23 protein-coding genes and 2 tRNA genes are annotated in these 20,609 nt (G+C 59.2%); 17 read left to right on the top strand and 8 right to left on the bottom strand.

From position 1 onward, the window contains the following. Window positions 1–21: 21 nt before the first annotated feature. The 9 genes from V7747_RS14820 (at window position 22) to pnp (ending at window position 9,037) form a co-directional block, all read left to right on the top strand. Window positions 22–106 (top strand) — tRNA-Leu (locus V7747_RS14820). A gap of 101 nt (window positions 107–207) precedes the next feature. After that, window positions 208–284: transfer RNA gene (locus V7747_RS14815), tRNA-Met, on the top strand. Window positions 285–427: 143 nt separating this feature from the next. Next, window positions 428–883, top strand: a complete 456-nt coding sequence (rimP, locus tag V7747_RS14810; protein WP_335616792.1) for a ribosome maturation factor RimP — start codon at window positions 428–430, stop codon at window positions 881–883. A gap of 52 nt (window positions 884–935) precedes the next feature. Continuing rightward, window positions 936–2,417 carry a transcription termination factor NusA gene (nusA, locus tag V7747_RS14805; protein WP_335616791.1) on the top strand — a complete coding sequence of 494 codons (1,482 nt, stop codon included), beginning with the start codon at window positions 936–938 and terminating at the stop codon, window positions 2,415–2,417. Window positions 2,418–2,479: 62 nt separating this feature from the next. Then, on the top strand, window positions 2,480–4,978 hold the full coding sequence (gene infB, locus V7747_RS14800) for a translation initiation factor IF-2 (RefSeq protein ID WP_335616790.1): 2,499 nt from the start codon (window positions 2,480–2,482) through the stop codon (window positions 4,976–4,978). A gap of 95 nt (window positions 4,979–5,073) precedes the next feature. After that, window positions 5,074–5,460 carry a 30S ribosome-binding factor RbfA gene (gene rbfA, locus V7747_RS14795; protein ID WP_335616789.1) on the top strand — a complete coding sequence of 129 codons (387 nt, stop codon included), beginning with the start codon at window positions 5,074–5,076 and terminating at the stop codon, window positions 5,458–5,460. Between the two features lie 3 nt (window positions 5,461–5,463). Then, complete coding sequence (gene truB / locus V7747_RS14790; RefSeq protein ID WP_335616788.1) at window positions 5,464–6,384, top strand: tRNA pseudouridine(55) synthase TruB; 921 nt, start codon at window positions 5,464–5,466, stop codon at window positions 6,382–6,384. Between the two features lie 188 nt (window positions 6,385–6,572). Further along, on the top strand, window positions 6,573–6,842 hold the full coding sequence (rpsO, locus tag V7747_RS14785) for a 30S ribosomal protein S15 (RefSeq protein WP_335616787.1): 270 nt from the start codon (window positions 6,573–6,575) through the stop codon (window positions 6,840–6,842). 86 nt (window positions 6,843–6,928) lie between these two features. After that, window positions 6,929–9,037, top strand: coding sequence for a polyribonucleotide nucleotidyltransferase (gene pnp / locus V7747_RS14780; protein ID WP_335616786.1), 2,109 nt, complete (start codon window positions 6,929–6,931; stop codon window positions 9,035–9,037). 67 nt (window positions 9,038–9,104) lie between these two features. On the opposite strand, the gene V7747_RS14775 is transcribed toward pnp, so the two are convergent. Next, entirely contained in the window at window positions 9,105–10,559 is a 1,455-nt protein-coding gene (locus tag V7747_RS14775; RefSeq protein WP_335616884.1) for a catalase, read from the bottom strand. A gap of 395 nt (window positions 10,560–10,954) precedes the next feature. On the opposite strand from V7747_RS14775, the gene V7747_RS14770 reads away from it, so the two are divergent. After that, window positions 10,955–11,179, top strand: coding sequence for a pyridoxamine 5'-phosphate oxidase family protein (locus tag V7747_RS14770; protein ID WP_335616785.1), 225 nt, complete (start codon window positions 10,955–10,957; stop codon window positions 11,177–11,179). A gap of 146 nt (window positions 11,180–11,325) precedes the next feature. Here V7747_RS14770 and V7747_RS14765 read toward each other — a convergent pair whose 3' ends face one another. Both V7747_RS14765 and V7747_RS14760 read right to left on the bottom strand, forming a co-directional pair. Continuing rightward, window positions 11,326–11,514 carry a hypothetical protein gene (locus V7747_RS14765; RefSeq protein WP_335616784.1) on the bottom strand — a complete coding sequence of 63 codons (189 nt, stop codon included), beginning with the start codon at window positions 11,512–11,514 and terminating at the stop codon, window positions 11,326–11,328. 224 nt (window positions 11,515–11,738) lie between these two features. After that, a complete protein-coding gene (locus tag V7747_RS14760; RefSeq protein WP_335616783.1) occupies window positions 11,739–11,921 on the bottom strand; it encodes a hypothetical protein in 183 nt (60 codons plus the stop codon). A 203-nt stretch (window positions 11,922–12,124) separates the two neighbouring features. Here V7747_RS14760 and V7747_RS14755 point away from each other — a divergent pair, with 203 nt between their 5' ends. From V7747_RS14755 to V7747_RS14745, 3 genes are all read left to right on the top strand, one after another. Continuing rightward, window positions 12,125–13,027, top strand: a complete 903-nt coding sequence (locus V7747_RS14755; protein ID WP_335616782.1) for a LysR family transcriptional regulator — start codon at window positions 12,125–12,127, stop codon at window positions 13,025–13,027. A gap of 109 nt (window positions 13,028–13,136) precedes the next feature. Beyond that, a complete protein-coding gene (locus tag V7747_RS14750) occupies window positions 13,137–13,619 on the top strand; it encodes an ABZJ_00895 family protein (RefSeq protein ID WP_335616781.1) in 483 nt (160 codons plus the stop codon). After that, window positions 13,616–14,215, top strand: a complete 600-nt coding sequence (locus tag V7747_RS14745) for a GNAT family N-acetyltransferase (protein ID WP_335616780.1) — start codon at window positions 13,616–13,618, stop codon at window positions 14,213–14,215. The genes V7747_RS14750 and V7747_RS14745 overlap by 4 nt, the downstream gene beginning before the upstream one ends. On the opposite strand, the gene V7747_RS14740 is transcribed toward V7747_RS14745, so the two are convergent. From V7747_RS14740 to V7747_RS14730, 3 genes are all read right to left on the bottom strand, one after another. Further along, a complete protein-coding gene (locus V7747_RS14740) occupies window positions 14,212–14,955 on the bottom strand; it encodes a siderophore-interacting protein (RefSeq protein ID WP_335616779.1) in 744 nt (247 codons plus the stop codon). The two genes, V7747_RS14745 and V7747_RS14740, sit on opposite strands and share 4 nt — an antisense overlap. Window positions 14,956–14,974: 19 nt before the next feature. Continuing rightward, window positions 14,975–15,415, bottom strand: coding sequence for a MarR family winged helix-turn-helix transcriptional regulator (locus V7747_RS14735; RefSeq protein ID WP_335616778.1), 441 nt, complete (start codon window positions 15,413–15,415; stop codon window positions 14,975–14,977). Window positions 15,416–15,501: 86 nt separating this feature from the next. Further along, window positions 15,502–15,963, bottom strand: coding sequence for a carboxymuconolactone decarboxylase family protein (locus V7747_RS14730; RefSeq protein WP_335616777.1), 462 nt, complete (start codon window positions 15,961–15,963; stop codon window positions 15,502–15,504). 105 nt (window positions 15,964–16,068) lie between these two features. Here V7747_RS14730 and V7747_RS14725 point away from each other — a divergent pair, with 105 nt between their 5' ends. The 3 genes from V7747_RS14725 to V7747_RS14715 are packed head-to-tail and all read left to right on the top strand — an operon-like array spanning window position 16,069 to window position 17,864. Continuing rightward, window positions 16,069–16,962 carry an AraC family transcriptional regulator gene (locus V7747_RS14725; protein WP_335616776.1) on the top strand — a complete coding sequence of 298 codons (894 nt, stop codon included), beginning with the start codon at window positions 16,069–16,071 and terminating at the stop codon, window positions 16,960–16,962. Next, window positions 16,937–17,524 carry an RNA 2',3'-cyclic phosphodiesterase gene (gene thpR, locus V7747_RS14720; RefSeq protein ID WP_335616775.1) on the top strand — a complete coding sequence of 196 codons (588 nt, stop codon included), beginning with the start codon at window positions 16,937–16,939 and terminating at the stop codon, window positions 17,522–17,524. The genes V7747_RS14725 and thpR overlap by 26 nt, the downstream gene beginning before the upstream one ends. Next, entirely contained in the window at window positions 17,487–17,864 is a 378-nt protein-coding gene (locus V7747_RS14715; protein ID WP_335616774.1) for a cupin domain-containing protein, read from the top strand. Before thpR ends, V7747_RS14715 begins: the two co-directional genes overlap by 38 nt. Here the strand turns inward: V7747_RS14715 and V7747_RS14710 are convergent. After that, the gene (locus tag V7747_RS14710) at window positions 17,837–18,553 is read right to left on the bottom strand and encodes a pseudouridine synthase (protein WP_335616773.1); all 717 of its coding nucleotides are present in this window, start codon (window positions 18,551–18,553) and stop codon (window positions 17,837–17,839) included. The genes V7747_RS14715 and V7747_RS14710 overlap by 28 nt on opposite strands. 36 nt (window positions 18,554–18,589) lie before the next feature. After that, on the bottom strand, window positions 18,590–19,492 hold the full coding sequence (locus tag V7747_RS14705; RefSeq protein WP_335616772.1) for a sterol desaturase family protein: 903 nt from the start codon (window positions 19,490–19,492) through the stop codon (window positions 18,590–18,592). A gap of 115 nt (window positions 19,493–19,607) precedes the next feature. Here V7747_RS14705 and V7747_RS14700 point away from each other — a divergent pair, with 115 nt between their 5' ends. Next, window positions 19,608–20,606, top strand: a complete 999-nt coding sequence (locus V7747_RS14700; protein WP_335616771.1) for an AraC family transcriptional regulator — start codon at window positions 19,608–19,610, stop codon at window positions 20,604–20,606. Window positions 20,607–20,609: the final 3 nt, after the last annotated feature.

Genomic DNA, 20,609 nt, shown 5'->3' with positions numbered 1-20,609 from the left:
AGTTCCTCGGTAAACAGTTTTGCGGAAGTGGTGGAATTGGTAGACACGCTATCTTGAGGGGGTAGTGCCTTAGGGTGTATGGGTTCGAGTCCCATCTTCCGCACCAATCAATAAGGGCCTGTGTCAGCAGGCCCTGTTCTTTTCAGGGGTGATTGCACCGGTTGTCTTGTTTGGCTTCCGGGCGTATAATTCACGCTCTAGATTCGACGCGGGGTGGAGCAGTCTGGTAGCTCGTCGGGCTCATAACCCGAAGGTCGTAGGTTCAAATCCTGCCCCCGCAACCAGTCAAAAGCCCCTTTTTAGGGGCTTTTTGTTAGGGCGCTTGCTGCAAGGCAGGTGTCATTCTGGACTTGATTGCGATCAAGTGGCCAGAGGCACGATGGGCTATAGGCCCATTTTTTATTCATGGATCAAAAGGGCGGTGAACGTGTCCGGCAAAGTATCTGAGTTGGAGAGCCTGCTGGTCCCGGTTGTCGAAGCATTGGGCTATAACTGCTGGGGCATTGAATACCTGTCCCAAGGGCGGCATACGCTGCTGCGGGTGTACATTGATCACCCGGACGGCATCAGTGTGGAAGCTTGCGCTGCGGTCAGCCGGCAAGCCAGTGCAGTATTGGACGTGGAAGATCCGATTTCCGGTGATTACACCCTGGAAGTCTCGTCCCCAGGTATGGATCGTCCACTGTTCCGGCTTGAACAGTACGCTGACTATGTTGGCGAGCAAGCCAAGATCAGGCTGCGTGCGCCCTATGAGGGGCGTCGCAATTTTCAGGGTGTGATTCGCGGAATCGAAGGTGACGACGTCATCCTGCAGGTAGAGGATCACGAGTACCTGCTGCCGATCGATTCGATCGACAAGTGCAATATTATTCCGCGTTTTTGAGCATATTTCGGGCTCTTGCAGCCCCAATGGATGGCGTTAGGCGAGGCATACGATGAGCAAAGAAGTGTTGCTGGTTGTGGAATCCGTTTCCAACGAGAAGGGCGTTCCGCCCGATGTGATCTTTGAAGCGCTGGAGTTGGCGTTGGCAACCGCCACCAAGAAGCGCTACGAAGATGAAGTGGATGTCCGCGTGGCGATCAATCGCCATACCGGCGATTACGAGACGTTTCGGCGCTGGACTGTCGTGGCTGACGAGAATTTTGAAGAGCCCGATATGCAGCTGACGCTGGACCAGGCTCAAGAGCGCGATCCGGCTCTCGCTATCGACGACATGATCGAAGAAAAGATCGAGTCGGTCGAGTTTGGTCGTATCGCCGCGCAAATTGCCAAACAAGTTATTGTGCAGAAGGTTCGTGAAGCTGAGCGCGCACAGGTTGTAGACGCTTACCGCGACCGCCTGGGTGAAATCATCAGCGGTACGGTCAAGAAGGTCACGCGCGACAGCGTTATCGTCGACCTGGGTAACAACGCCGAAGCTGTATTGCCACGTGAAGAGATGATCCCTCGCGAGACTTTCCGCACCGGCACGCGTATCCGCGCTCTGTTGAAAGACATTCGCACCGAGAACCGCGGCCCGCAACTGGTTCTGTCGCGCAGCTGCCCAGAAATGATCATCGAGCTGTTCCGCATCGAAGTGCCGGAAATTTCCGAAGAGCTGATCGAAGTCATGGGCGCGGCACGTGACCCTGGCTCACGTGCCAAGATCGCCGTGCGCTCCAAGGACAAGCGTATTGACCCGCAGGGCGCCTGTATCGGTATGCGTGGTTCGCGCGTGCAGGCAGTATCCGGTGAGCTTTGTGGTGAGCGTGTCGATATCGTGCTGTGGGACGACAACCTAGCGCAGTTCGTGATCAACGCCATGGCGCCTGCGGAAGTGGCTTCTATTATCCTAGATGAAGACACACACGCGATTGATCTGGCTGTTGCCGAAGACAATCTCGCACAGGCCATCGGGCGTAATGGGCAGAACGTACGTTTGGCCAGCCAGTTGACCGGCTGGACTCTTAACGTAATGACTGAAGACGATATTCGCGCCAAGCAGGAAGCCGAGACCGGCGATATCCTGCGTAACTTTGTCGACGAGCTGGATGTTGAGGAAGAAGTGGCGCAAATGCTGGTGGAGGAAGGCTTCACCACGCTGGAAGAAATCGCCTATGTGCCGATGGAGGAAATGCTCGATATCGATGGTTTTGACGAGGATATCGTCAATGAACTGCGCGCACGGGCCAAGGATCGTCTGCTTACCAAGGCGATTGCCAACGAAGAGAAGCTGGAACAAGCACAGCCTGCCGACGACCTGTTGAATATGGATGGAATGGACCGCGCACTGGCTTTCCAGCTGGCGAGCAAGGGTATTCTGACAATGGAAGATCTGGCTGAACAATCCGTCGACGACCTGCTCGATATTGAAGGTATCGACGAAGCCCGCGCTGGCACCCTGATCATGGCTGCCCGTGCCCCCTGGTTTGAATAACCGGTCGGATTAGGCGACATCACCCTGCGGTAACGCATGGAACCGACTGAGGAGAGAAGTGAATGGCGGAAGTGACGGTCAAAGAATTGGCTCAGGTAGTAGGTACACCCGTGGAGCGCCTGTTGCAACAGATGCGCGAAGCCGGCTTGTCCCAGACTACCCCAGAGCAGGCAGTGAGTGACGATGAAAAGCAGACTCTGTTGACGTTCCTCAAGAGCGCCCACGGTGACTCCGGCTCAGAGCCGCGCAAGATCACACTCAAGCGCAAGACAGTCAGCACCTTGAAAGTGGCGGGCAGCAAGACAGTCAACGTTGAGGTTCGCAAAAAGCGTACCTATGTCAAGCGCGAGCCAGCTGATCTGGAAGCTGAACGCCAGCGCGAGCTGGAAGAGCTGCGTGCAGCTGAAGAAGCGCGCCAGAAGGCGGCTGAAGCGGAAGCACAGCGTGCGGCTGAAGAGGCAGCGAAGAAGGCTGCCGAGCAGAATGCCAAGACCGCAGAACCTGCGGCGCCGCAAGAGCCTGCTCCAGTGGTTGCCGCTGAACCGGTAGCACCAGTTGCTCCGGTGGTTGAGCCGGTGCCTTCGCCTGCTGAACAGCACAAGAAGAAAGAAGAAAGCCGTCGCAAGGCACGCGAAGACGAAGAAGAGCGTGGTCGCAAGCGCGCTGGCGGCCACGGCAAGGATAAGGGGCGTCATGCGCCGCGTATCAACGACGAAGACGATGCCTCTCGTCGCCGCGGCGGCGGTGGCAAACTCAAGGCGAACAAAAAACGCAACCAGCACGGCTTCGAGAAGCCGACAGGACCGCTTGTGCGAGAAGTTGTAATTGGCGAGACCATCACCGTGGCCGAACTGGCCCAGAAGATGTCGGTGAAGGCTGCCGAGGTCATCAAGTACATGTTCAAGAACGGCAACATGGTGACCATCAATCAGGTGCTTGATCAGGATACGGCAACCATCCTCGCTGAGGACATGGGCCACAAGGTCAAGCAGATGAAGGAAAGTGCGCTGGAGGACAGTCTGGTTAAGTCCATGGCGCACGAAGGCGAAGAAATGAGCCGTGCACCGGTGGTGACCGTTATGGGCCATGTTGACCACGGTAAGACCTCGCTGCTCGACTATATCCGTCGTGCCAAAGTGGCCTCGGGTGAGGCGGGGGGGATTACCCAGCATATCGGCGCCTACCACGTCGAAACCGATCGCGGCATGGTGACTTTCCTGGATACCCCGGGTCACGCCGCCTTTACTGCCATGCGTGCTCGTGGTGCCAAGGCGACCGATATCGTGATTTTGGTCGTCGCGGCCGATGACGGCGTGATGCCACAGACCGAAGAGGCCGTGGCGCACGCCAAGGCTGCCGGTGTGCCGCTGGTGGTTGCGGTGAACAAGATCGATAAGGAAGATGCTGATCCGGATCGTATCAAGAACGCCTTGGCGGCTCTGGATGTAATTCCGGAAGAATGGGGTGGCGACACCATGTTCGTCCACGTATCAGCCAAGGTGGGTACCGGTGTTGAAGAGCTGTTGGAGGCCGTGTTGCTGCAGGCTGAAGTACTGGAGCTGAAAGCCCAGCCGTCTGCACCTGGTCGTGGCGTGGTGGTTGAGTCGCGCCTCGACAAGGGTCGTGGTCCGGTCGCAACCGTACTGGTACAGAACGGTACACTGCGCCAGGGCGATATCGTTCTGGCCGGCGTCAACTATGGCCGCGTACGCGCCATGCTTGATGAAAATGGCAAGACCATCAAGGATGCTGGCCCCTCGATTCCGGTCGAAATTCTGGGTCTGGATGGTACACCGGATGCCGGTGATGAACTGACCGTTGTACCGGATGAGAAGAAGGCACGCGAAATCGCCTTGTTCCGTCAGGGCAAGTTCCGTGAGATCAAGTTGGCGCGTCAGCAGTCGGCCAAGCTTGAAAACATGTTCGAGAACATGGGCCAGGACGAGAAGAAGACTCTCAACGTGGTGCTCAAGGCGGACGTGCGCGGCTCGCTGGAAGCGCTGCAGGCATCGCTTACCGAGCTGGGCAACGACGAAGTGCAGGTCAAGATCGTCTCCGGCGGCGTGGGTGGGATCACCGAAACCGACGCCAACCTGGCGCTGGCCTCGAACGCGGTAGTCTTTGGCTTTAACGTGCGGGCTGATGCGGCTGCACGCAAGATCATCGAAGGCGAAGGCCTGGATCTGCGTTACTACAGCGTGATCTACGAGATCATCGACGACGTTAAAAAAGCCCTGGGCGGTATGTTGGGTAGCGACGTTCGCGAGCAGATACTGGGTGTTGCCGAGGTGCGCGATGTGTTCCGTTCGCCCAAGTTTGGCGCCATCGCCGGCTGTATGGTGATCGAGGGTACCGTATACCGTAACCGTCCGATCCGTGTACTGCGTGAAGACGTGGTGATCTACGAAGGCGAGCTGGAATCCCTGCGTCGCTTCAAGGATGACGTTGCCGAAGTTCGCAATGGCATGGAATGTGGTATCGGCGTGAAGAACTACAATGACGTGCGCAGCGGCGACCGCATCGAAGTGTTCGAGCGTGTACAGGTTCAGCGTAGTCTGTAACCCGTCAGCGCTGGCCGGGTCCGGCCAGCGCCTGAATTTTGCACCGAACTCCGGCCTGTTCAGCAGTCCGGAGTTTGTTGCTTGAGGTAGGTAATATGGCAAAAGAATACAGTCGTACCCAGCGGGTGGCCGATCAGATGCAGCGCGAGCTTGCCTTGCTGATTCAGCGAGAAGTACGTGATCCGCGCTTGGGTATGGTGACGGTGACCGCAGTAGAGGTCAGCCGTGACCTGTCCCATGCCAAGGTGTTCGTCACTCTGATGAACAAGGATAGCGCTGAAGACATCGCGCTGAATCTGGAGATTCTCAAGGATTCGGCAGGTTATCTGCGTATGTTGCTGGGCCGCTCGATGAAGCTGCGTAGCGTTCCCTCGCTGCATTTTCATTACGATGAAAGCGTACGCCGCGGTGCGCACCTGTCTTCTCTGATCGAGCGGGCCGTGGCGGAAGATAGCCAGCACGCCGAAGACAAAGAGGACTGAAGCGTGGCGGGTGCCAAGAAACAACGCCGCGCGATCGACGGCATTCTGATTTTCGACAAGCCGCTCGGCATGAGTTCCAATCAGGCCCTGCAAAAGGTGCGCTGGCTGTTCAATGCCAACAAGGGTGGCCACACCGGTAGCCTGGATCCGCTGGCCAGTGGCGTGTTGCCGTTGTGCCTGGGTGAGGCCACCAAGTTCTCGCAGTACCTGCTGGACGCCGACAAGGCATACATAACTGAAGCGCGACTGGGCATGACCACCACCACCGGCGACGCCGAGGGCGATGTGCTTGAAATCAAGCCGGTCGATATCAGTCTTGAGCAGGTGCAGGCTTGCCTACCGCAGTTTACCGGTGACATCGAGCAGATTCCGCCGATGTACTCGGCGCTGAAGCACGAAGGTCAGCCCTTGTACAAGCTGGCGCGCGCAGGTGAAACGGTTGAACGCAAGGCGCGTGCCGTGACCATCTCGAAGCTGATGGTCCTCGGCCTGGAAGGTGATCGCTTGCAGCTGGAAGTGCATTGCAGCAAGGGCACTTATATACGCACCCTGGTTGAAGACATGGGCGCTGCGCTGGGTTGCGGTGCGCATGTCGCCTCGCTGCGTCGCAGCATTGCCGGCCCCTTCGACCTGAGCCAGTCGGTGACGCTTGAAGCCCTGGAAGCGCTGCACGCCGAAGGCGGGCCGGAAGCGCTGGATCATTTGCTGCTGCCCATGGATAGCGGTCTGGAAGATTGGCCTGTTCTGGAGCTGACCGAGCAGACGGCTTACTACCTCAATCATGGTCAGGCGGTACGCGTCCCGGGTAGTCCTGCCTTTGGCAAGGTACGCCTGAAGGACGCTGAGGGACGCTTTCTCGGCATTGGCGAAATGACCGAAGATGCCAGGGTGGCGCCGAAGCGCTTATTGCGCTTCAATGCATGATATTTTTCACCATCCGCGCTGGCGGATGCGGTGCAGAATCAAGGTTGGGGCGGCCCTCTGGGCGGTTTCGATCCACAAGTTGACCCGATAGCGGGTCACCACGAGGGTGGCTGTCAACAGGCACGGTCATTCCTCGATTTAAAACACGGGACACTGGTCCCGGCCTGTTACCTCAGAGGAAATACGAGATGTCACTGAGTGTTGAAGAAAAAGCTGCAATCGTTGGCGATTACAAGCGCGCTGAAGGCGATACCGGTTCTCCTGAAGTCCAGGTAGCTCTGTTGACTGCAAACATCAACAAGCTGCAGGGTCACTTCAAGGACAACAAGAAGGATCACCATTCACGTCGCGGTCTGATTCGTATGGTTAACCAGCGTCGCAAGCTGCTGGACTACCTGAAGTCGAAGGACCTGTCTCGCTACAGCGATCTGATCAGCCGTTTGGGTCTGCGTCGCTAAGACCAGCCCCGTTTGGACATGGTCGGGTCCGAATCCCGGCCATGCCCAGAGTTTCCCCCAAAGGCAAAAAAGAGAGAGAAGACACCGTGAAACCGGTCATCAAGCAATTCAAACTAGGCAACAGCACCATCACTATGGAAACGGGCCGTATCGCCCGCCAGGCTACTGGTGCCGTACTGGTCAGCATCGATAACGCTGTCAGCGTTCTGGTCACCGTCGTGGCCGCCAAGCAACCCGAAGCTGGCCGTGATTTCTTCCCTCTGTCTGTGCACTACATCGAAAAGACCTACGCAGCCGGCCGTATCCCTGGTGGTTTCTTCAAGCGTGAAGGCCGTCCTTCCGAGAAAGAGACCCTGACCTCGCGCCTGATCGACCGTCCGATTCGCCCGCTGTTCGCTGATGGCTTCATGAACGAAGTCCAGGTCGTCTGTACCGTAGTGTCTACCGACAAGACTACCGATCCAGACATGGCTGCCATGCTGGGTACTTCTGCCGCCCTGGCAATCTCCGGTGCGCCCTTCAATGGCCCCATCGGTTGCGCCCGCGTCGCCTTTGACGACGAGAAGGGTTACGTGCTCAACCCCAACTACGAACAGCTGAAAGGCTCACGTCTGGACATGGTTGTTGCCGGCACCGAAGACGCCGTACTGATGGTTGAATCCGAAGCACAGGAACTGACCGAAGACCAGATGCTGGGCGCCGTACTTTTCGCCCATATGGAATTCCAGCCTGCTATCCAGGCGATCAAGGAGCTTGCCGCCGAGGCTGGCAAGCCCAAGTGGGATTGGCAGCCAGAGCCAGAAAACACCGCTCTGCTGGAGGCCATCAAGAGCCAGTTTGGTGCCGGTATTGCCGAAGGCTACACCACCACCGACAAGCAGGCGCGTTACAACCGTTTGGGCGAGCTGCGTGACGCCGCCATCGCTGCGCTGGCTGGTGACGAGGACGGCAAGTTCTCTGCCGGTGAGGTAAAGGACGGGTTCAAGGAAATCGAATACCGCACCGTGCGTGAGAGCATTGTTAACGGTAATCCGCGTATCGACGGTCGTGACACCAAGACCGTGCGTCCGCTGAACATCGAAGTGGGCGTGCTGGACCGTACCCACGGTTCTGCGCTGTTCACCCGTGGCGAAACGCAGGCATTGGTCGTTACCACTCTGGGTACCGCGCGTGACTCGCAGCTGCTGGATCAGCTGGAAGGCGAACGTAAGGAACCCTTCATGTTCCACTACAACTTCCCTCCCTATTCAGTGGGCGAGTGTGGTCGCATGGGCGGTACCGGTCGCCGCGAAATCGGCCACGGTCGGTTGGCGCGTCGCGGTATTCAGGCTGTTATGCCTGATATGGAGCAGTTCCCGTACTCCATCCGCGTCGTATCGGAAATCACCGAATCCAATGGTTCCAGCTCCATGGCGTCCGTGTGTGGTGCTTCCCTGGCGCTGATGGACGCGGGTGTGCCGATGAAGGCGCCGGTTGCGGGTATTGCCATGGGTCTGGTCAAGGAAGGCGACAAGTTCGCGGTTCTGACCGACATCCTGGGTGACGAAGATCACCTCGGCGACATGGACTTCAAGGTAGCTGGTACCGAGAAGGGTGTTACTGCTCTGCAGATGGACATCAAGATCAACGGCATCACCGAAGAGATCATGGAGATCGCGCTGCATCAGGCCCACGACGCTCGCCTGAGCATCCTCAAGCAGATGAACGAAGTGCTGCCGGCCTCGCGCAAGGAAATCTCTTCCAACGCGCCGACCATGATCAGCATGAAGATCGATTCCGACAAGATCCGCGACGTGATCGGCAAGGGTGGTGCGACCATTCGCAGCATCTGCGACGAGACTGGCGCCTCCATCGACATCACCGACGACGGCACTGTGAAGATTTTCGCTGCCAGCAAGGAAGCGGCTGACGCTGCCAAGGCGCGCGTTGATGGCATCACGGCCGAAGCCGAGATCGGCAAGGTCTACACCGGCAAGGTTGAGCGTATCGTCGACTTCGGCGCATTCGTCAACATCCTGCCTGGCAAGGATGGTCTGGTTCACATTTCGCAGATCGCCAACGAGCGTATCGAGAAAGTGACCGACGTGCTGCAGGAAGGCCAGGAAGTCAAAGTCCTGGTACTGGATGTCGACAATCGCGGCCGCATCAAGCTGTCGATGAAAGATGTCGAGTCTGCCGAGGCCAGCGGCGTTTAATCGCGGCTGTTCGGTAACAACAAAAACCCGGCTTTCGCCGGGTTTTTGCTTTGTTGATGGCCTGGTTTTAGCTGTCCTTCATTCCCTTGGCGATGCGATCGCCGATATCCTGATCAATCTTGCGCCAGTACTCCAACGCCCGTGACAGCACCGGCCCTTGTACGCCATCACTCAGATGTCCGACCACGTTGTTCACTAGTCGTTCTCTGGCGGCATCGTCCATCACCTCACGTACCAGCGTGCCAGCCTGGCCAAAATCGTCGTCTTCGGCGTGCAGGGTGTAAGCCTTGCGCACCATGTCTCCGCTGGTCTGCCATGTATCCACTGGTGGGTTGAGTGACGGATCCGCTGCTGGTCCGCCCTTGGAGTTGGGCGCATAAACCGGGTCGGTGACGTTGTCCATGCGCATTGCGCCGTCCTTGCTGTAGCTGTGCACCGGTGATTGCGGGCGGTTGACTGGGATCTGCTTGTAGTTCACCCCCAGGCGTGCGCGGTGTGCGTCGGCGTAAGCGAATACTCGCCCCAGCAGCATCTTGTCAGGGCTGACCCCAATGCCCGGCACCAAGCTGTTCGGCTCGAAGGCGGCCTGCTCGATTTCGGTGTGGTAATCGGTAGGGTTACGATCCAGTGTCAGCTTGCCGACGGGAATCAAGGGGTAGTCACCGTGCGGCCAGACCTTGGTCAGGTCGAAGGGGTTGAAGCGGTAGTTGTCGGCGTCGGCAAACGGCATTATCTGCACGTGTAGCGTCCAGCTGGGGTGGTCGCCTTTTTTCAGCGCTTCATAGAGGTCGCGAGTGTGGTAATCGGCGTCCTGGCCGGCCAGTTTGTCTGCTTCTTCCTGAGTCAGGCATTCGATGCCCTGATCGGTCTTGAAGTGGTACTTGACCCAGAATTTTTCCCCTTGGGCGTTAACCCACATGTAAGTGTGGCTGCTGTAGCCATTCATGTGCCGCCAGGATTTAGGGATGCCGCGGTCGCCCATGAGCCAAGTGACCTGGTGCGCTGACTCAGGGGACAGCGACCAGAAATCCCACTGCATATCGTGGTCACGCAGGTTGGTGTCGGCACGGCGCTTCTGTGAGCGAATGAAGTGCTGAAACTTCATCGGATCGCGGATAAAGAACACCGGCGTGTTGTTACCCACCATGTCGTAGTTACCCTGGCTGGTGTAGAACTTGACCGCGAAGCCGCGCGGGTCACGCCAGGTGTCGGGGCTGCCACGCTCGCCCGCCACGGTGGAAAAGCGCATCAGTACATCGGTTTTGGTGCCGGGCTGGAAAACAGCCGCTTTGGTATAGGCACTGACGTCGTGGGTTACCTGAAAGTGGCCAAAGCCGCCACCGCCCTTGGCGTGGGGCTGGCGCTCGGGAATGCGTTCGCGGTTGAACTGGGCCATCTGCTCGATCAGATAATGGTCGTGCAGCAGAATCGGGCCGTCGGGTCCGACGGTGAGGGAGTGCTCATCGCTGGATACCGGTATCCCGGCGTCGTTGGTGGTCGGTTTTACGTTGTTATCGGTCATCATCAGGCCTCCACTATCGTTGTGCCGGCATGCGTTCGCCTTGCCGGCTTTTCGTATCTCGACTGTTCGCAGGCGCGATAAACGTCGCTTGCAGGTGCTACCTTATTGGATGAGTCTGATCGGTATAGTTCAGTGTGGTGCCGTCAACAAGGCACAGCCGATGGCGCATCTCTATCGGGGCGATTGAGAGATTGCATGCGTGAAGTGCCGTGGGGTAATCATCAAACGCCCGGTTTTCAGGGGCGTGTGCGCTAAATTGCCTACAGCCTTGGCGCGAGCGATGATCCGCATAAGAAGCGTCGGATGCAGGTACAGAATATGGAGGAACTGCGCAGCATGCTGGGAAAGCCGCGCCCGCTCACGGCGAGAAAATCTGTGTTCACTTGAATCCGAGCATGTGTAACTTTATCGCGCAGTCGCCGTTGTTGATGATGTCTACTGTGGATGCCGGCGGTTTTCCTACGGTCTCGCCCAAGGTAGAGGATGAGCTGCGTGCGCTGATCCTCGAGCGCAAGGTCAACACAATGGCGCTGTCGTTCGCGAATCTTATTAACGGCCTGCGTCCGGGTTTGCTATTTCGGGTGCCGAGGGTAAGAGAGGTGCTACGGGTGCAGGAGTAGGCCGAGATGCTGCTGGCGTTTAACGTCCGGCGGTCGGCGGCGAGTTGCTTGTTGCTTATGCTGGCCCGGTTCGGGACGCCAAGCCCTAAGTTACCTGTACGCTGAGTCCAGGTCAGCCCTGCCTCGCGGGCAGGGCTGAGGGCATGTCAGGCAGGCTTGTGTTCATCCTTCACGGATTCTTCTTTCTCGTTCTTAGCGAGGCCTGCAGCGCTGGAGGTTGTACTGCTCTGGCTGTTGCCTTGCAGGTTGTTCACGCGCTCCTTGCTGTCATCCGCCTGAGCAATCGGGCTGGAGGCAAGAAAGGATGCAACTATCAATGCAGAAAGATTTCTCATGGTGCTCTCCTAAGGTGTAAAGCTACCCCTGAGTGACACTGGGTACGCGCTTGAAATATTATGAAACTGTTTCCTGTGCAAGGATTGACAGAAAACGGGCCTCAACACGCAAGTCGCGCTGAATCAGGGGCTGATGTCCACTATAGGCAGCGGCAAAGTGTCGCAGTAGCACTCTGTTTTGCTACACAGAGTTTCACTATTGGAAACAGTTTTCCTTATTCGCGCTAGCTTTTGGCGTGTTCGTGACGGCTGGCGGTGTGTTGCTGTTGCTGGGCGTCGTCGGCCTTGTCGGTTTGGCTGTTCACGCGTTCGAGCATCTGGTTGTAGTGATCAGTGCCGTCTTCCGCTTGTGCGAGAGGAGTGGCAGCAATAAAAGAAGCGATGACCAAAGCGGATAAATTTCTCATGGTTTTCTCCTGTTGGGGAAAGATGGGTAAAGCAGTTGGTTGGATGTTACTGTTTCCCTTTCGAACTATGTGCGTAGAAGCGCGAGGCGCTAAAAGCTATTGATTTAGGCCTTTGATGGCTATTGTAGGCATTAGAGGGGGGCTTCTGTAGGCTATGATCTCCCTACTCATCGTTTCTTATATGGAAACAGAAAGGGGGTGTAATGCAGGACTTGAACGATTTGATCTGCTTTGCCCGGGTAGTGCGTTTTGGCGGGTTTGCTGCGGCAGAGCGTGCTACCGGTGAACGTAAATCCAAGCTCAGCAAGCGTGTTACCCGGCTGGAGCAGTATTTCGGGACGCGCTTGATTGAGCGCTCGACGCGCAGTTTTCGGGTGACCGATATGGGCCGCGAGGTTTATCGCCAGTGTGAGGCGATTGTCGACCGTCTGGAGGCGACGGAGGCTTTGGCAATGACCGCCAAGGACGAGGTGCGCGGGACGGTGCGCGTGAGCTGCTCCTCCGGGATGATGGAGTACCTTGGTCGCGAGGCGCTGGTGGATTTTATGCGGCGTTACCCGCAGGTACGCTTGCAGTTGCTGCTGTCGAGCCAACGAGTGGATCTGATCAACGAACGTATCGACGTTGCGTTTCGCGTGGCGACCCGCTTTGATACCGATCAGTCTCTGGCCATGCGTTCGCTGGGTGTCAGCGCGCGTATTCTGGTAGCCAGCCCTGAGTTGTTGTCAGCGCATGGCGGTGCGCCTCTAAGCCTTGAGCAACTGACTGCCTTTCCCACGCTCTCAGTGGGTGAGTTACTGGAGCGCGATCGTTGGGAATTTGCCAATGATAGCGGCGAGACGCGAACGCATGCCCACGTGCCGCACTTCAGCTGCGGAGACATGCAATTGCTTTGCGAGTCGGCAGTCGCAGGTATGGGCGTGGTGCTGCTGCCTGAGCACGTCTGCGGGCCGGAACTGAAACGCGGCCGGCTGGTGCATATCCTGCCGGAGTGGCATGCGGTGGAAGGCAATATTCACATGGTGTTTACCACACCCAAGGGTATGTTGCCGCCGGTGCGAGCCTTTATCGACCACTGTGTCGAGTTGTTTGCCGAGCGACGCTGACGCCTTTTTTAGTGCCTGGCTCGCAGGTGTCTGTGTACAGGTTTACGTTGGCTGCCAGGTGCTGGCAGGCTGGGGTAGCGGGGCATTGAATCTGATCTGGAGAAAAAGCATGCAAGGGGCCTTACCCTGGGTGCGCTGTACGTTGCGCTATATCGGCGTTCACCTGTTGCTGGCATTGGCCATGGGCGCCATTCAGGTTTTTTTTGACTTGAATCTTGGTAGCGGCGCGACGGCCGCCACGCTGGCTGCGGCGACTATTTATGCCGCTACTTGGGTGGTCCGGGAGCGGAAACAAGCGCTCAGCGCAGGAGAGGCTCTGGTGCTGTCGCTCTGCGCGCTGGCATCGACTGCGGTGGTCAGCGGATTGGTCATTGGCGGTTTGCTAATGGTCTTCATGGATCAGGTGCGGGATTTTATGGCGATGCTTGACCCCGGCACTCTGCAGTATGTTTTGCAGCTGTTGGCGGCTTATCTGGTACTGCTATTGCTGCTGCAATGGGCGCTGTTTTACGCGTTTGGGCGGTTGCAGTACCGTGCCTTGCGCAAGCAGCATCCGGTCGCCGCTGACCCTTCCAAAGGAGACAAAGTATGAGTTGGTTGCAGGAAGTAGAGTTACACACTGAGCTGGTGCAGCTGCGGCCCTTGCGGGCAGCAGACAAGCCGGCCTTGCTCGAGGCTGCAGCCGATGGCCGTCTGTGGGAGTTGTGGTACACCCAGGTGCCCGGTGCCGACACGCTGGACGCCTATGTTGCTTACGCTTTGAGCGAGCAGGCCGCAGGCCGAGCCTTGGCCTTTGCCGTGATAGAAAAGTCCAGCGGTAAGCTGATTGGTACCACCCGTTACTGCAACGCGGAGCCTGCCAACCGACGGCTGGAAATCGGTTACACCTGGTACGCCAGTCGGGTGCAGCGCAGCGCCGTCAATACGCAATGCAAGCTGGCACTATTGCAGCATGCCTTCGAGCAGCTGGGCGCGATTGCTGTAGAGCTGCGTACCCATTGGCACAATCAGGCCTCGCGCGCGGCCATCGCACGGCTCGGAGCCAAGCAAGATGGCGTGCTGCGTAACCACCGACTGGAGCCGGATGGCGCGCGACGCGACACCGTGGTGTTTTCTATTCTTGATAGCGAATGGCCGTCCGTGCGCAAATCGCTGCAGTTCAAGCTGGCGCGCCGCGCCGCCGGTTAATCGGCGGTGACGGCATCCTGCTGTTTGACCACTTTGTGCTGGTCTTCGCTGATGCCGAGTTTCCAGTAGCTCGAGAGGTACAGGTCGCCGCGCTCCACCTGACGCTCTTCACGGAAGTAGCGGCGCAGTGCGCGCATGCCGCTGAACTCGCAGGCCGCCCAGACACTGGGGCGGCCATCAAGCCAGGGCAATGTCTGCAGGTGTTCAACGAGCAGTTCCGGCTGCGTACCCGGATGCGGGTTGACCAGCCAGATCAGCTCAACATTGGCCGGTACCTTGAGCGGCTGGATATCCGCCTCGCTGATGACTTCCAGCACCGCATAACCGCGAGCCTGTTCGGGCAGTTGTTCCAGATTCACGCTGATGGCTGGTAGAGCAGTCATGTCGCCTGCCACCAGATACCAGTCTGCCTCCGGATTCAGTGGTTTTTGCGGGCCGGGACCGCCGATCAGGATGCTGTCACCGGGCTGTGCTTCCTGTGCCCAGCTGGCTGCGGGGCCGCCATCGTGGTGCAGGACAAAATCGACGTCCATTTCCAGTTCGCGCTGATAACGTACGGTGTAGGTGCGGACGATGTCTTTGCCTTCGCCATCCGGCGGGAACATCAGCTTGATGTAGGCGCCGTCCTGGTCGGCGGGAAAGGTGCTCATGCCGCTGCCGCCCAGGGTGACGCGCAGCATGTTGGGGGTGACGGTGGTGCTGCGCAGAACCTGCAGCAGACGGGGTTCGGGTCGTTTCATGCGGACATCTCCAGCCTATTCAGTGGTCGGACGCGGGCGCGTCCAGATTGTCTGTCATGCGCCCGGCCAGGCGTATGAACAGGGCCACCTCATCGGCATTTATCTCACGGGTCATGCGCGCCAGAGTCTGTTGCTCAAGCTGTTTTATACGCTGCATCATGGCCTTGCCGGCAGTACTGGGTTCCAGTAACTGACTACGCCGGTCGGTAGGGTTGTCGCGTTTGTTGATCAGCCCGCTGGCGTGTAGCTCATTCAGCACGCGGGTGATCTGCGCCTTGTCCCGCCGCATGCGCTGGGCAATTCGCTGCGCGGTACACTCAGGCAGGTTGCCTACCGCCTTGAGTACCCGCACATGGGTAACCGGCAAGGGCACTTCGGCTTCGCGAATGGCGCTCGCCATCGCTGCGCGGTAGGCGTGTGTGACCCGTTGCAGGGCTTCATTCAGGGCGGTAGCTGGCATGATCAGGGCGGCGTTTCATGTTGACAGTGTCAACCTTATGCTTGGTGGTTGACACTGTCAATCAGTTTGCCGCGCCAAGGGTGGACTCAGGCGGGTTGATAGCCCCCTACCTCAGGGGCGAAGGCCACGCCAAAGCGGTTCCAGGCATTGATGGTGGCGATGGCTAGTGTGAGGTCGCTGAACTCTCGTTCACTGAAACACGCCTGTACCTGCTCGAACAGCTCTTCGGTCACCAGGTTATCCGTTAGCCGGGTCAGGGCTTCGGTCCAGCTCAATGCCGCGCGCTCGCGCGCGTCGAAGAACGGCGTCTCGCGCCAGGCATTGAGTGCGTAAATGCGTTGCTCGGTTTCGCCGAGGGCGCGGGCATCCTTGGTGTGCATGTCCAGGCAGTAAGCGCAGTGGTTGAGTTGCGAAGCCCGGATCTTGACCAACTCCAGCAAGCGCTTGGGCAGCTTGTCTGGGCCCGCCGCTTCCTTGTTCAAGTAGCCTTCCAACGCCATCATGGCGCGGGCGATACCCGGTGCAACGGTGAAATGATCGACTCGCATGGTTTATCTCCTTCAGTTGAATGTGAGCCCAATCTAGCCGCGCCCGGGGCAGCGGTATTGTAGATTTTCGACCTGCGCCGCGTGGTGCTTTGCTATGCTGCGAGCATGACTTCCACCCTTGCTTCGCTCTCCGCGCAGACCACCTGGCAACGCAATCTGGCGGCGTTTGGCTATCGGCAAATATCGCCGATGCTGGCGCTGGCGCCCTATGTGCAGCATTACTGGGAATTGGCGTTGCCCGCCGGGCAGACCTTGGCTCACCGCGAGCTGTTGCACCCCGATGGCGGCAGCTCCTTGCTGTTCCAGCTGGCGGGGGAGCTGAACATCAATGGAGTACGCGCGCAGCAGGGTGTGTTATTCAGCCCGACTGCTGCGCATTCCGGGCAGCTGTCGCTGGCGGCCGGAGTACGGGTGTTTGCGGTGCGTTTCCACCCCGGCATGGGAGCGGCATTCTGGCACTGTGCGGCCAGTGAGTTTGCCAGTGAAGTGCTGGGGCTGGAGGGCGCGCGTTACCTGCGCTTTGATCTACCCGCCTTGACCGAGCAGCTGCAGTTGGCGCCGGACATGCCCAGCCGCGTGGCGTTGCTGGAAACAGCCTTGCGCGGCGCTCTGGCGCAGGGTGCCACAGCGCCGGGAGCGTTAACGCCAACACTGGCGTTGTTGCGCGCGGCGCGAGGTCAACAGCCGCTGTCTCAGCTGCTGGCGCAGGCCGGGTTGGGGCAGCGTCAGCTGGAGCGTTTATTCAGCCGTTATCTGGGTTTGACCGCCAAGCAGTTCAGCCGTCTGCACCGGGTAGCCTACAGTCGCGAGTTGTTGAAACAGGCGCAACCCGAGCCGCTGGCCGAGATCGCCTACCTGGCTAGCTACAGTGATCAGGCGCACTTCAGCCACGACTTCAAGTCAGTTGTGGGGCTTACGCCCGGGCAGTATCTGCGCCGGGTGCGGGCGCGCTACCACAACGCAGAGCAGGCCGATGCCGCGATTGTTCATCGGCCTTGAGCTGCCCCGAACGCAGGCGGCGGCCCTGGCTGCATTGGCAGTGCCGGGCGCGGGCCTGCGCTGGCAAAGTCCCGCGCAACTGCACCTGACACTGCGTTTTCTCGGCGAGCTGAGCGATGCGCAAACCGACCGTGTGCAACAGGCATTGGCGGCATTGCACTGGGAGGGCTTTCCATTGCAGATCAGTGGCGCCGGTTATTTCGGCTCGCCCACCCGGCCCAGTGTTCTCTGGGCCGGTCTTGCCGATACTGCTGCGCTGCACAGTTTACGCGACAGGCTTGATGCCCGGCTGGCCGCCGAGCTAGCGCCCGACCCGCAACGCTTCGTGCCACACGTCACGCTGGCACGCTGCGGCAGCGGGGCAGGTAGCCCGGCCGAGTTCCTGGCCCGCCACCGTCAGTTGCAATTGCCCGCCTGGGCAGTGACCGAACTCTGTCTGTTCACCAGTGAGGCCGGCGAAAACGGCTCGCGCTATCGCGTGCTCGCTCGCTATCCATGCGTGTTGCCCTTGGGAGATAACGATTGTGGTGCCACTGATAAAACGCCTGGAGCCGGGCGCTGAGTACTATTTTGTAGAAGGTTGTTTTATCACCGAGCTGTCGAACAGCGAACAGGACCCTGCTGTCTCGGTGGCCCGTGCGCGCGTGCCGGTGGGTGGAACTACCCGCTGGCATGCGCTGAAAGAGGTGGTAGAGCGCTATTTGATCGAGGCAGGGCAGGGCGAGGTAGAACTCGGTGAGCTGCCACCGCAAAAGGTAGCGCCGGGCGACATGGTGCTGATCCCCGCCGGTTGTGCCCAGCGCATTCGCAACACCGGCGAGGAGCAATTGGTGTTTCTGGCGATCTGCTCGCCGCGCTTTCGGCCGGACTGCTATCAGGATCTGGAGGCCGAGGCTGGCTGATCGACCGAGGCAATTTCGGCAGTGGTCAAGGCACGGTACTGGCCCGGTAGCAGCGCCGGGTCCAGCACTATGTCGCCCATGCTTTCGCGGTGCAGCGTCGCCACCTGATTGCCTACGGCGTGGAACATGCGCTTGATCTGATGATAGCGCCCCTCGTAAATCGTCAGCCGTGCTTCACAGTGGCCCAGTTGCTGCAATTGGGCGGGCGAGGTGGTGAGCTGCTCGGTGGTCATGTAGATACCGGCGGCAAAGCGCTCGACCGTCTCCGCACTGATCGGCCGCAGCGTGGTGACGTGATAGGTTTTGGGCACCTTGATGCGTGGCTCGGTCAAGCGCCGTGACCATAGGCCGTCGTTGGTCAGAATCAGCAAGCCGGAGCTGCTGCGATCCAGGCGGCCGCCAATGTGCAGTTGCGCTTGCAGGTCCGGTGGCAGTAGCTCCATTACCGTGGGATGCTGCGGATCGCTGGTCGCACTGAGATAGCCGACCGGTTTGTGCAGCATCAGAAAGTGCGCCTCGCGGGCCTGCAGCAACTGACCGTCCAGGCTGATGGCCACAAACTGATCGACCTCGTGCCGTGGATCATGGGTGATCAGGCCGCCGACCAGCACGCGGCCGCTGGCTATCAGCAGGCGCGCTGCCTGCCGACTGTGTGCGGTGCGGTTGCTGATAAAGCGATCCAGTTTCATGGCGGGCGATTATACCCGCCGTGCGCGGGTGGCGGGTCAGTCGTCGCCACGTTCCCATTCCGGCGGGCGCCAGAGGTGCCTCAGTCGCTGACGCAGTGGTCCCGGTTGTCGCATGTCGCGCGCCAGATCGCGGTACTCGTGCAGCCAGTGCATCCACAGGCGGTTGTTGTGCTGCGGCGGGCGGGTAATGCCGTACTCGATGGGCACCCCCGCCCGTTCGCAGGTGAAGGTGCCGAACAGCCGATCGAAGACAATGAACACGCCGCCATAGTTGGTATCCACGTAATCCGGGTTGCGCGCGTGATGCACGCGGTGGTGATTGGGCGTGTTGAAGATGAATTCGATGGCCGGGTGCAGCCGGCCAACCAGGGTGGTGTGGATAAAAAACTGATAGACCAGCGAGAGGGCGTAGCACACGCCGATCCATACCGGATTGAAGCCAATCAACGCCAGGGGCACGTAAAATAACCAGCCGCCGTTGAAAATGTTGGTGGCATTCTGGCGCATGGCGGTCGAGAAATTCATCCGCTCAGAAGAGTGGTGGGTGACGTGCGCCGCCCACAGCCAGCGCACGCGGTGGGAGGAACGGTGCATCCAGTAAAAGCAGAAGTCGGTCAGCAGCCACAGAAGCGCGGCAGTGAACGGGTTCAGCGGGATATCCACTAGCCGGTGGTGGTAGGCAAAGGCGTACACCGGAAAGGCGATCAGCCCGGCAAACAGCAGCTCGGTGGTCTGATAACCGGCACCCAGAGCGAAGTTGCGCAGCGCCTCGCGGCCCTCCACCAGCTCGGGGTTGTGGCGGATCTTCAGATATTCCCAGGCAAACACGCTGATAAAGACCGGGGTCGCCAGCATGAACACCAATTGGCGTTCATCCAGCGCTAGCCAGCCCAGGCCGCTGTCCACCAGTACCTGCTGCAACAGTTCAAACAAGCTCATCGCAAGGCACCCTACGCATCAAGGTTTATCAGTGGACCAGCATGCACTGCGAGAAAGGGTATATATTGACTCTGCATGCCGTATTTTTGACTCTAAACGCCAAAACGGAGGCTGAATGGCGACGCCGCTAAGGGTAACTGGCGCCTGGGTACAACTACTGACCCACTGGCTCGACGATCAACAGCTGCCAGCGCCTGAGTTGCGGGTGCTGCTTGATAGCCGTGCCCCCGCCGACCTGGTGCCCATGCCGCTATGGCAGTCCATGCTGGAGCAGGCGGTGGCCATGGCGCCGTCTCGTTCGCTGGCCGCCTTGCAGATAGGTGCGCAGATAAAGCCGCGGCATGTGGGGGTATTGGGCTATCTGCTACTGGCCTGCCACGACCTGGCGCAGGGGATGGCGGCATACCAGCGCTATGAGCGCTTGTTCTACGGTGATGATCTGGTACAGGTCAGCCTGGGCACTAACGAGGTGAGCCTGGCCTGGCCCGCCGAGGCTTCAACCGGCGAGCTGGCGGATACCGTCGCCATAGCGGCGTTGCTGTGCCTGTTGCAGCGCCTGTTGGCAACGCCATTGCGCCCGCGGCGGGTGAGCTTCGCCTTTGTCGCGCCGGCCGAGGCGGGCGCCTATGCGTCCTTTTTCGGCTGTCCGGTAACTTTTTCGGCAGTAGTCACGCGGGTGGATTTTCCTATTGAGATGATGGCGCTGCGCTTGCCGCGCAGCGACCCCGGTGTACAGCAACTGTTGCACCGACAGGCGCAGGCGCTGCTGTTGGCGCTGCCAGACTCGGATGCCTTTGCTCGGGCGTTGCAGCACTGCATGCTGCGGTTGCTGCCGGAGGGCACGCTGAGTCTGAACCGGGTGGCGGCGGAGCTGCACCTCTCAGTGCGTAGTCTGCAGCGCCGGCTGGAAGCGCGCGGGGAAAGTTGGAGCGGCATGGTGGATGGTGTGCGGCAACAGTTGGCGCAGCAGTATTTGGCCGACTCGGCACTGCTGCTCAGCGATGTTGCGCTGTTACTGGGGTTTTCCGAGCAAAGTGCGTTCAATCGGGCTTTTCGGCGTTGGACTGGCGATACACCCGCCCGCGTGCGTCGGCGTCTGTTGTTGCATAGCTGATTC

Source organism: Halopseudomonas sp., assembly GCF_036960865.1.
Lineage (GTDB): Bacteria > Pseudomonadota > Gammaproteobacteria > Pseudomonadales > Pseudomonadaceae > Halopseudomonas.
Note: the sequence above shows the minus strand (reverse complement) of the source record. Positions and strands in the feature narration are given on the sequence as shown.

What these genes read in the sequence shown, in the direction of transcription:
- V7747_RS14775 (WP_335616884.1), bottom strand. Translation starts at nt 10,559, where the DNA reads ATGACCGATAACAACGTAAAACCGACCACCAACGACGCCGGGATACCG.
- V7747_RS14770 (WP_335616785.1), top strand. Translation starts at nt 10,955, where the DNA reads ATGTGTAACTTTATCGCGCAGTCGCCGTTGTTGATGATGTCTACTGTG.
- V7747_RS14700 (WP_335616771.1), top strand. Translation starts at nt 19,608, where the DNA reads ATGGCGACGCCGCTAAGGGTAACTGGCGCCTGGGTACAACTACTGACC.
- rpsO (WP_335616787.1), top strand. Translation starts at nt 6,573, where the DNA reads ATGTCACTGAGTGTTGAAGAAAAAGCTGCAATCGTTGGCGATTACAAG.
- nusA (WP_335616791.1), top strand. Translation starts at nt 936, where the DNA reads ATGAGCAAAGAAGTGTTGCTGGTTGTGGAATCCGTTTCCAACGAGAAG.
- V7747_RS14755 (WP_335616782.1), top strand. Translation starts at nt 12,125, where the DNA reads ATGCAGGACTTGAACGATTTGATCTGCTTTGCCCGGGTAGTGCGTTTT.
- V7747_RS14730 (WP_335616777.1), bottom strand. Translation starts at nt 15,963, where the DNA reads ATGCGAGTCGATCATTTCACCGTTGCACCGGGTATCGCCCGCGCCATG.
- V7747_RS14745 (WP_335616780.1), top strand. Translation starts at nt 13,616, where the DNA reads ATGAGTTGGTTGCAGGAAGTAGAGTTACACACTGAGCTGGTGCAGCTG.
- V7747_RS14705 (WP_335616772.1), bottom strand. Translation starts at nt 19,492, where the DNA reads ATGAGCTTGTTTGAACTGTTGCAGCAGGTACTGGTGGACAGCGGCCTG.
- V7747_RS14710 (WP_335616773.1), bottom strand. Translation starts at nt 18,553, where the DNA reads ATGAAACTGGATCGCTTTATCAGCAACCGCACCGCACACAGTCGGCAG.
- infB (WP_335616790.1), top strand. Translation starts at nt 2,480, where the DNA reads ATGGCGGAAGTGACGGTCAAAGAATTGGCTCAGGTAGTAGGTACACCC.
- V7747_RS14750 (WP_335616781.1), top strand. Translation starts at nt 13,137, where the DNA reads ATGCAAGGGGCCTTACCCTGGGTGCGCTGTACGTTGCGCTATATCGGC.
- thpR (WP_335616775.1), top strand. Translation starts at nt 16,937, where the DNA reads ATGCCGCGATTGTTCATCGGCCTTGAGCTGCCCCGAACGCAGGCGGCG.
- V7747_RS14760 (WP_335616783.1), bottom strand. Translation starts at nt 11,921, where the DNA reads ATGAGAAATTTATCCGCTTTGGTCATCGCTTCTTTTATTGCTGCCACT.
- V7747_RS14765 (WP_335616784.1), bottom strand. Translation starts at nt 11,514, where the DNA reads ATGAGAAATCTTTCTGCATTGATAGTTGCATCCTTTCTTGCCTCCAGC.
- V7747_RS14735 (WP_335616778.1), bottom strand. Translation starts at nt 15,415, where the DNA reads ATGCCAGCTACCGCCCTGAATGAAGCCCTGCAACGGGTCACACACGCC.
- V7747_RS14725 (WP_335616776.1), top strand. Translation starts at nt 16,069, where the DNA reads ATGACTTCCACCCTTGCTTCGCTCTCCGCGCAGACCACCTGGCAACGC.
- rbfA (WP_335616789.1), top strand. Translation starts at nt 5,074, where the DNA reads ATGGCAAAAGAATACAGTCGTACCCAGCGGGTGGCCGATCAGATGCAG.
- V7747_RS14740 (WP_335616779.1), bottom strand. Translation starts at nt 14,955, where the DNA reads ATGAAACGACCCGAACCCCGTCTGCTGCAGGTTCTGCGCAGCACCACC.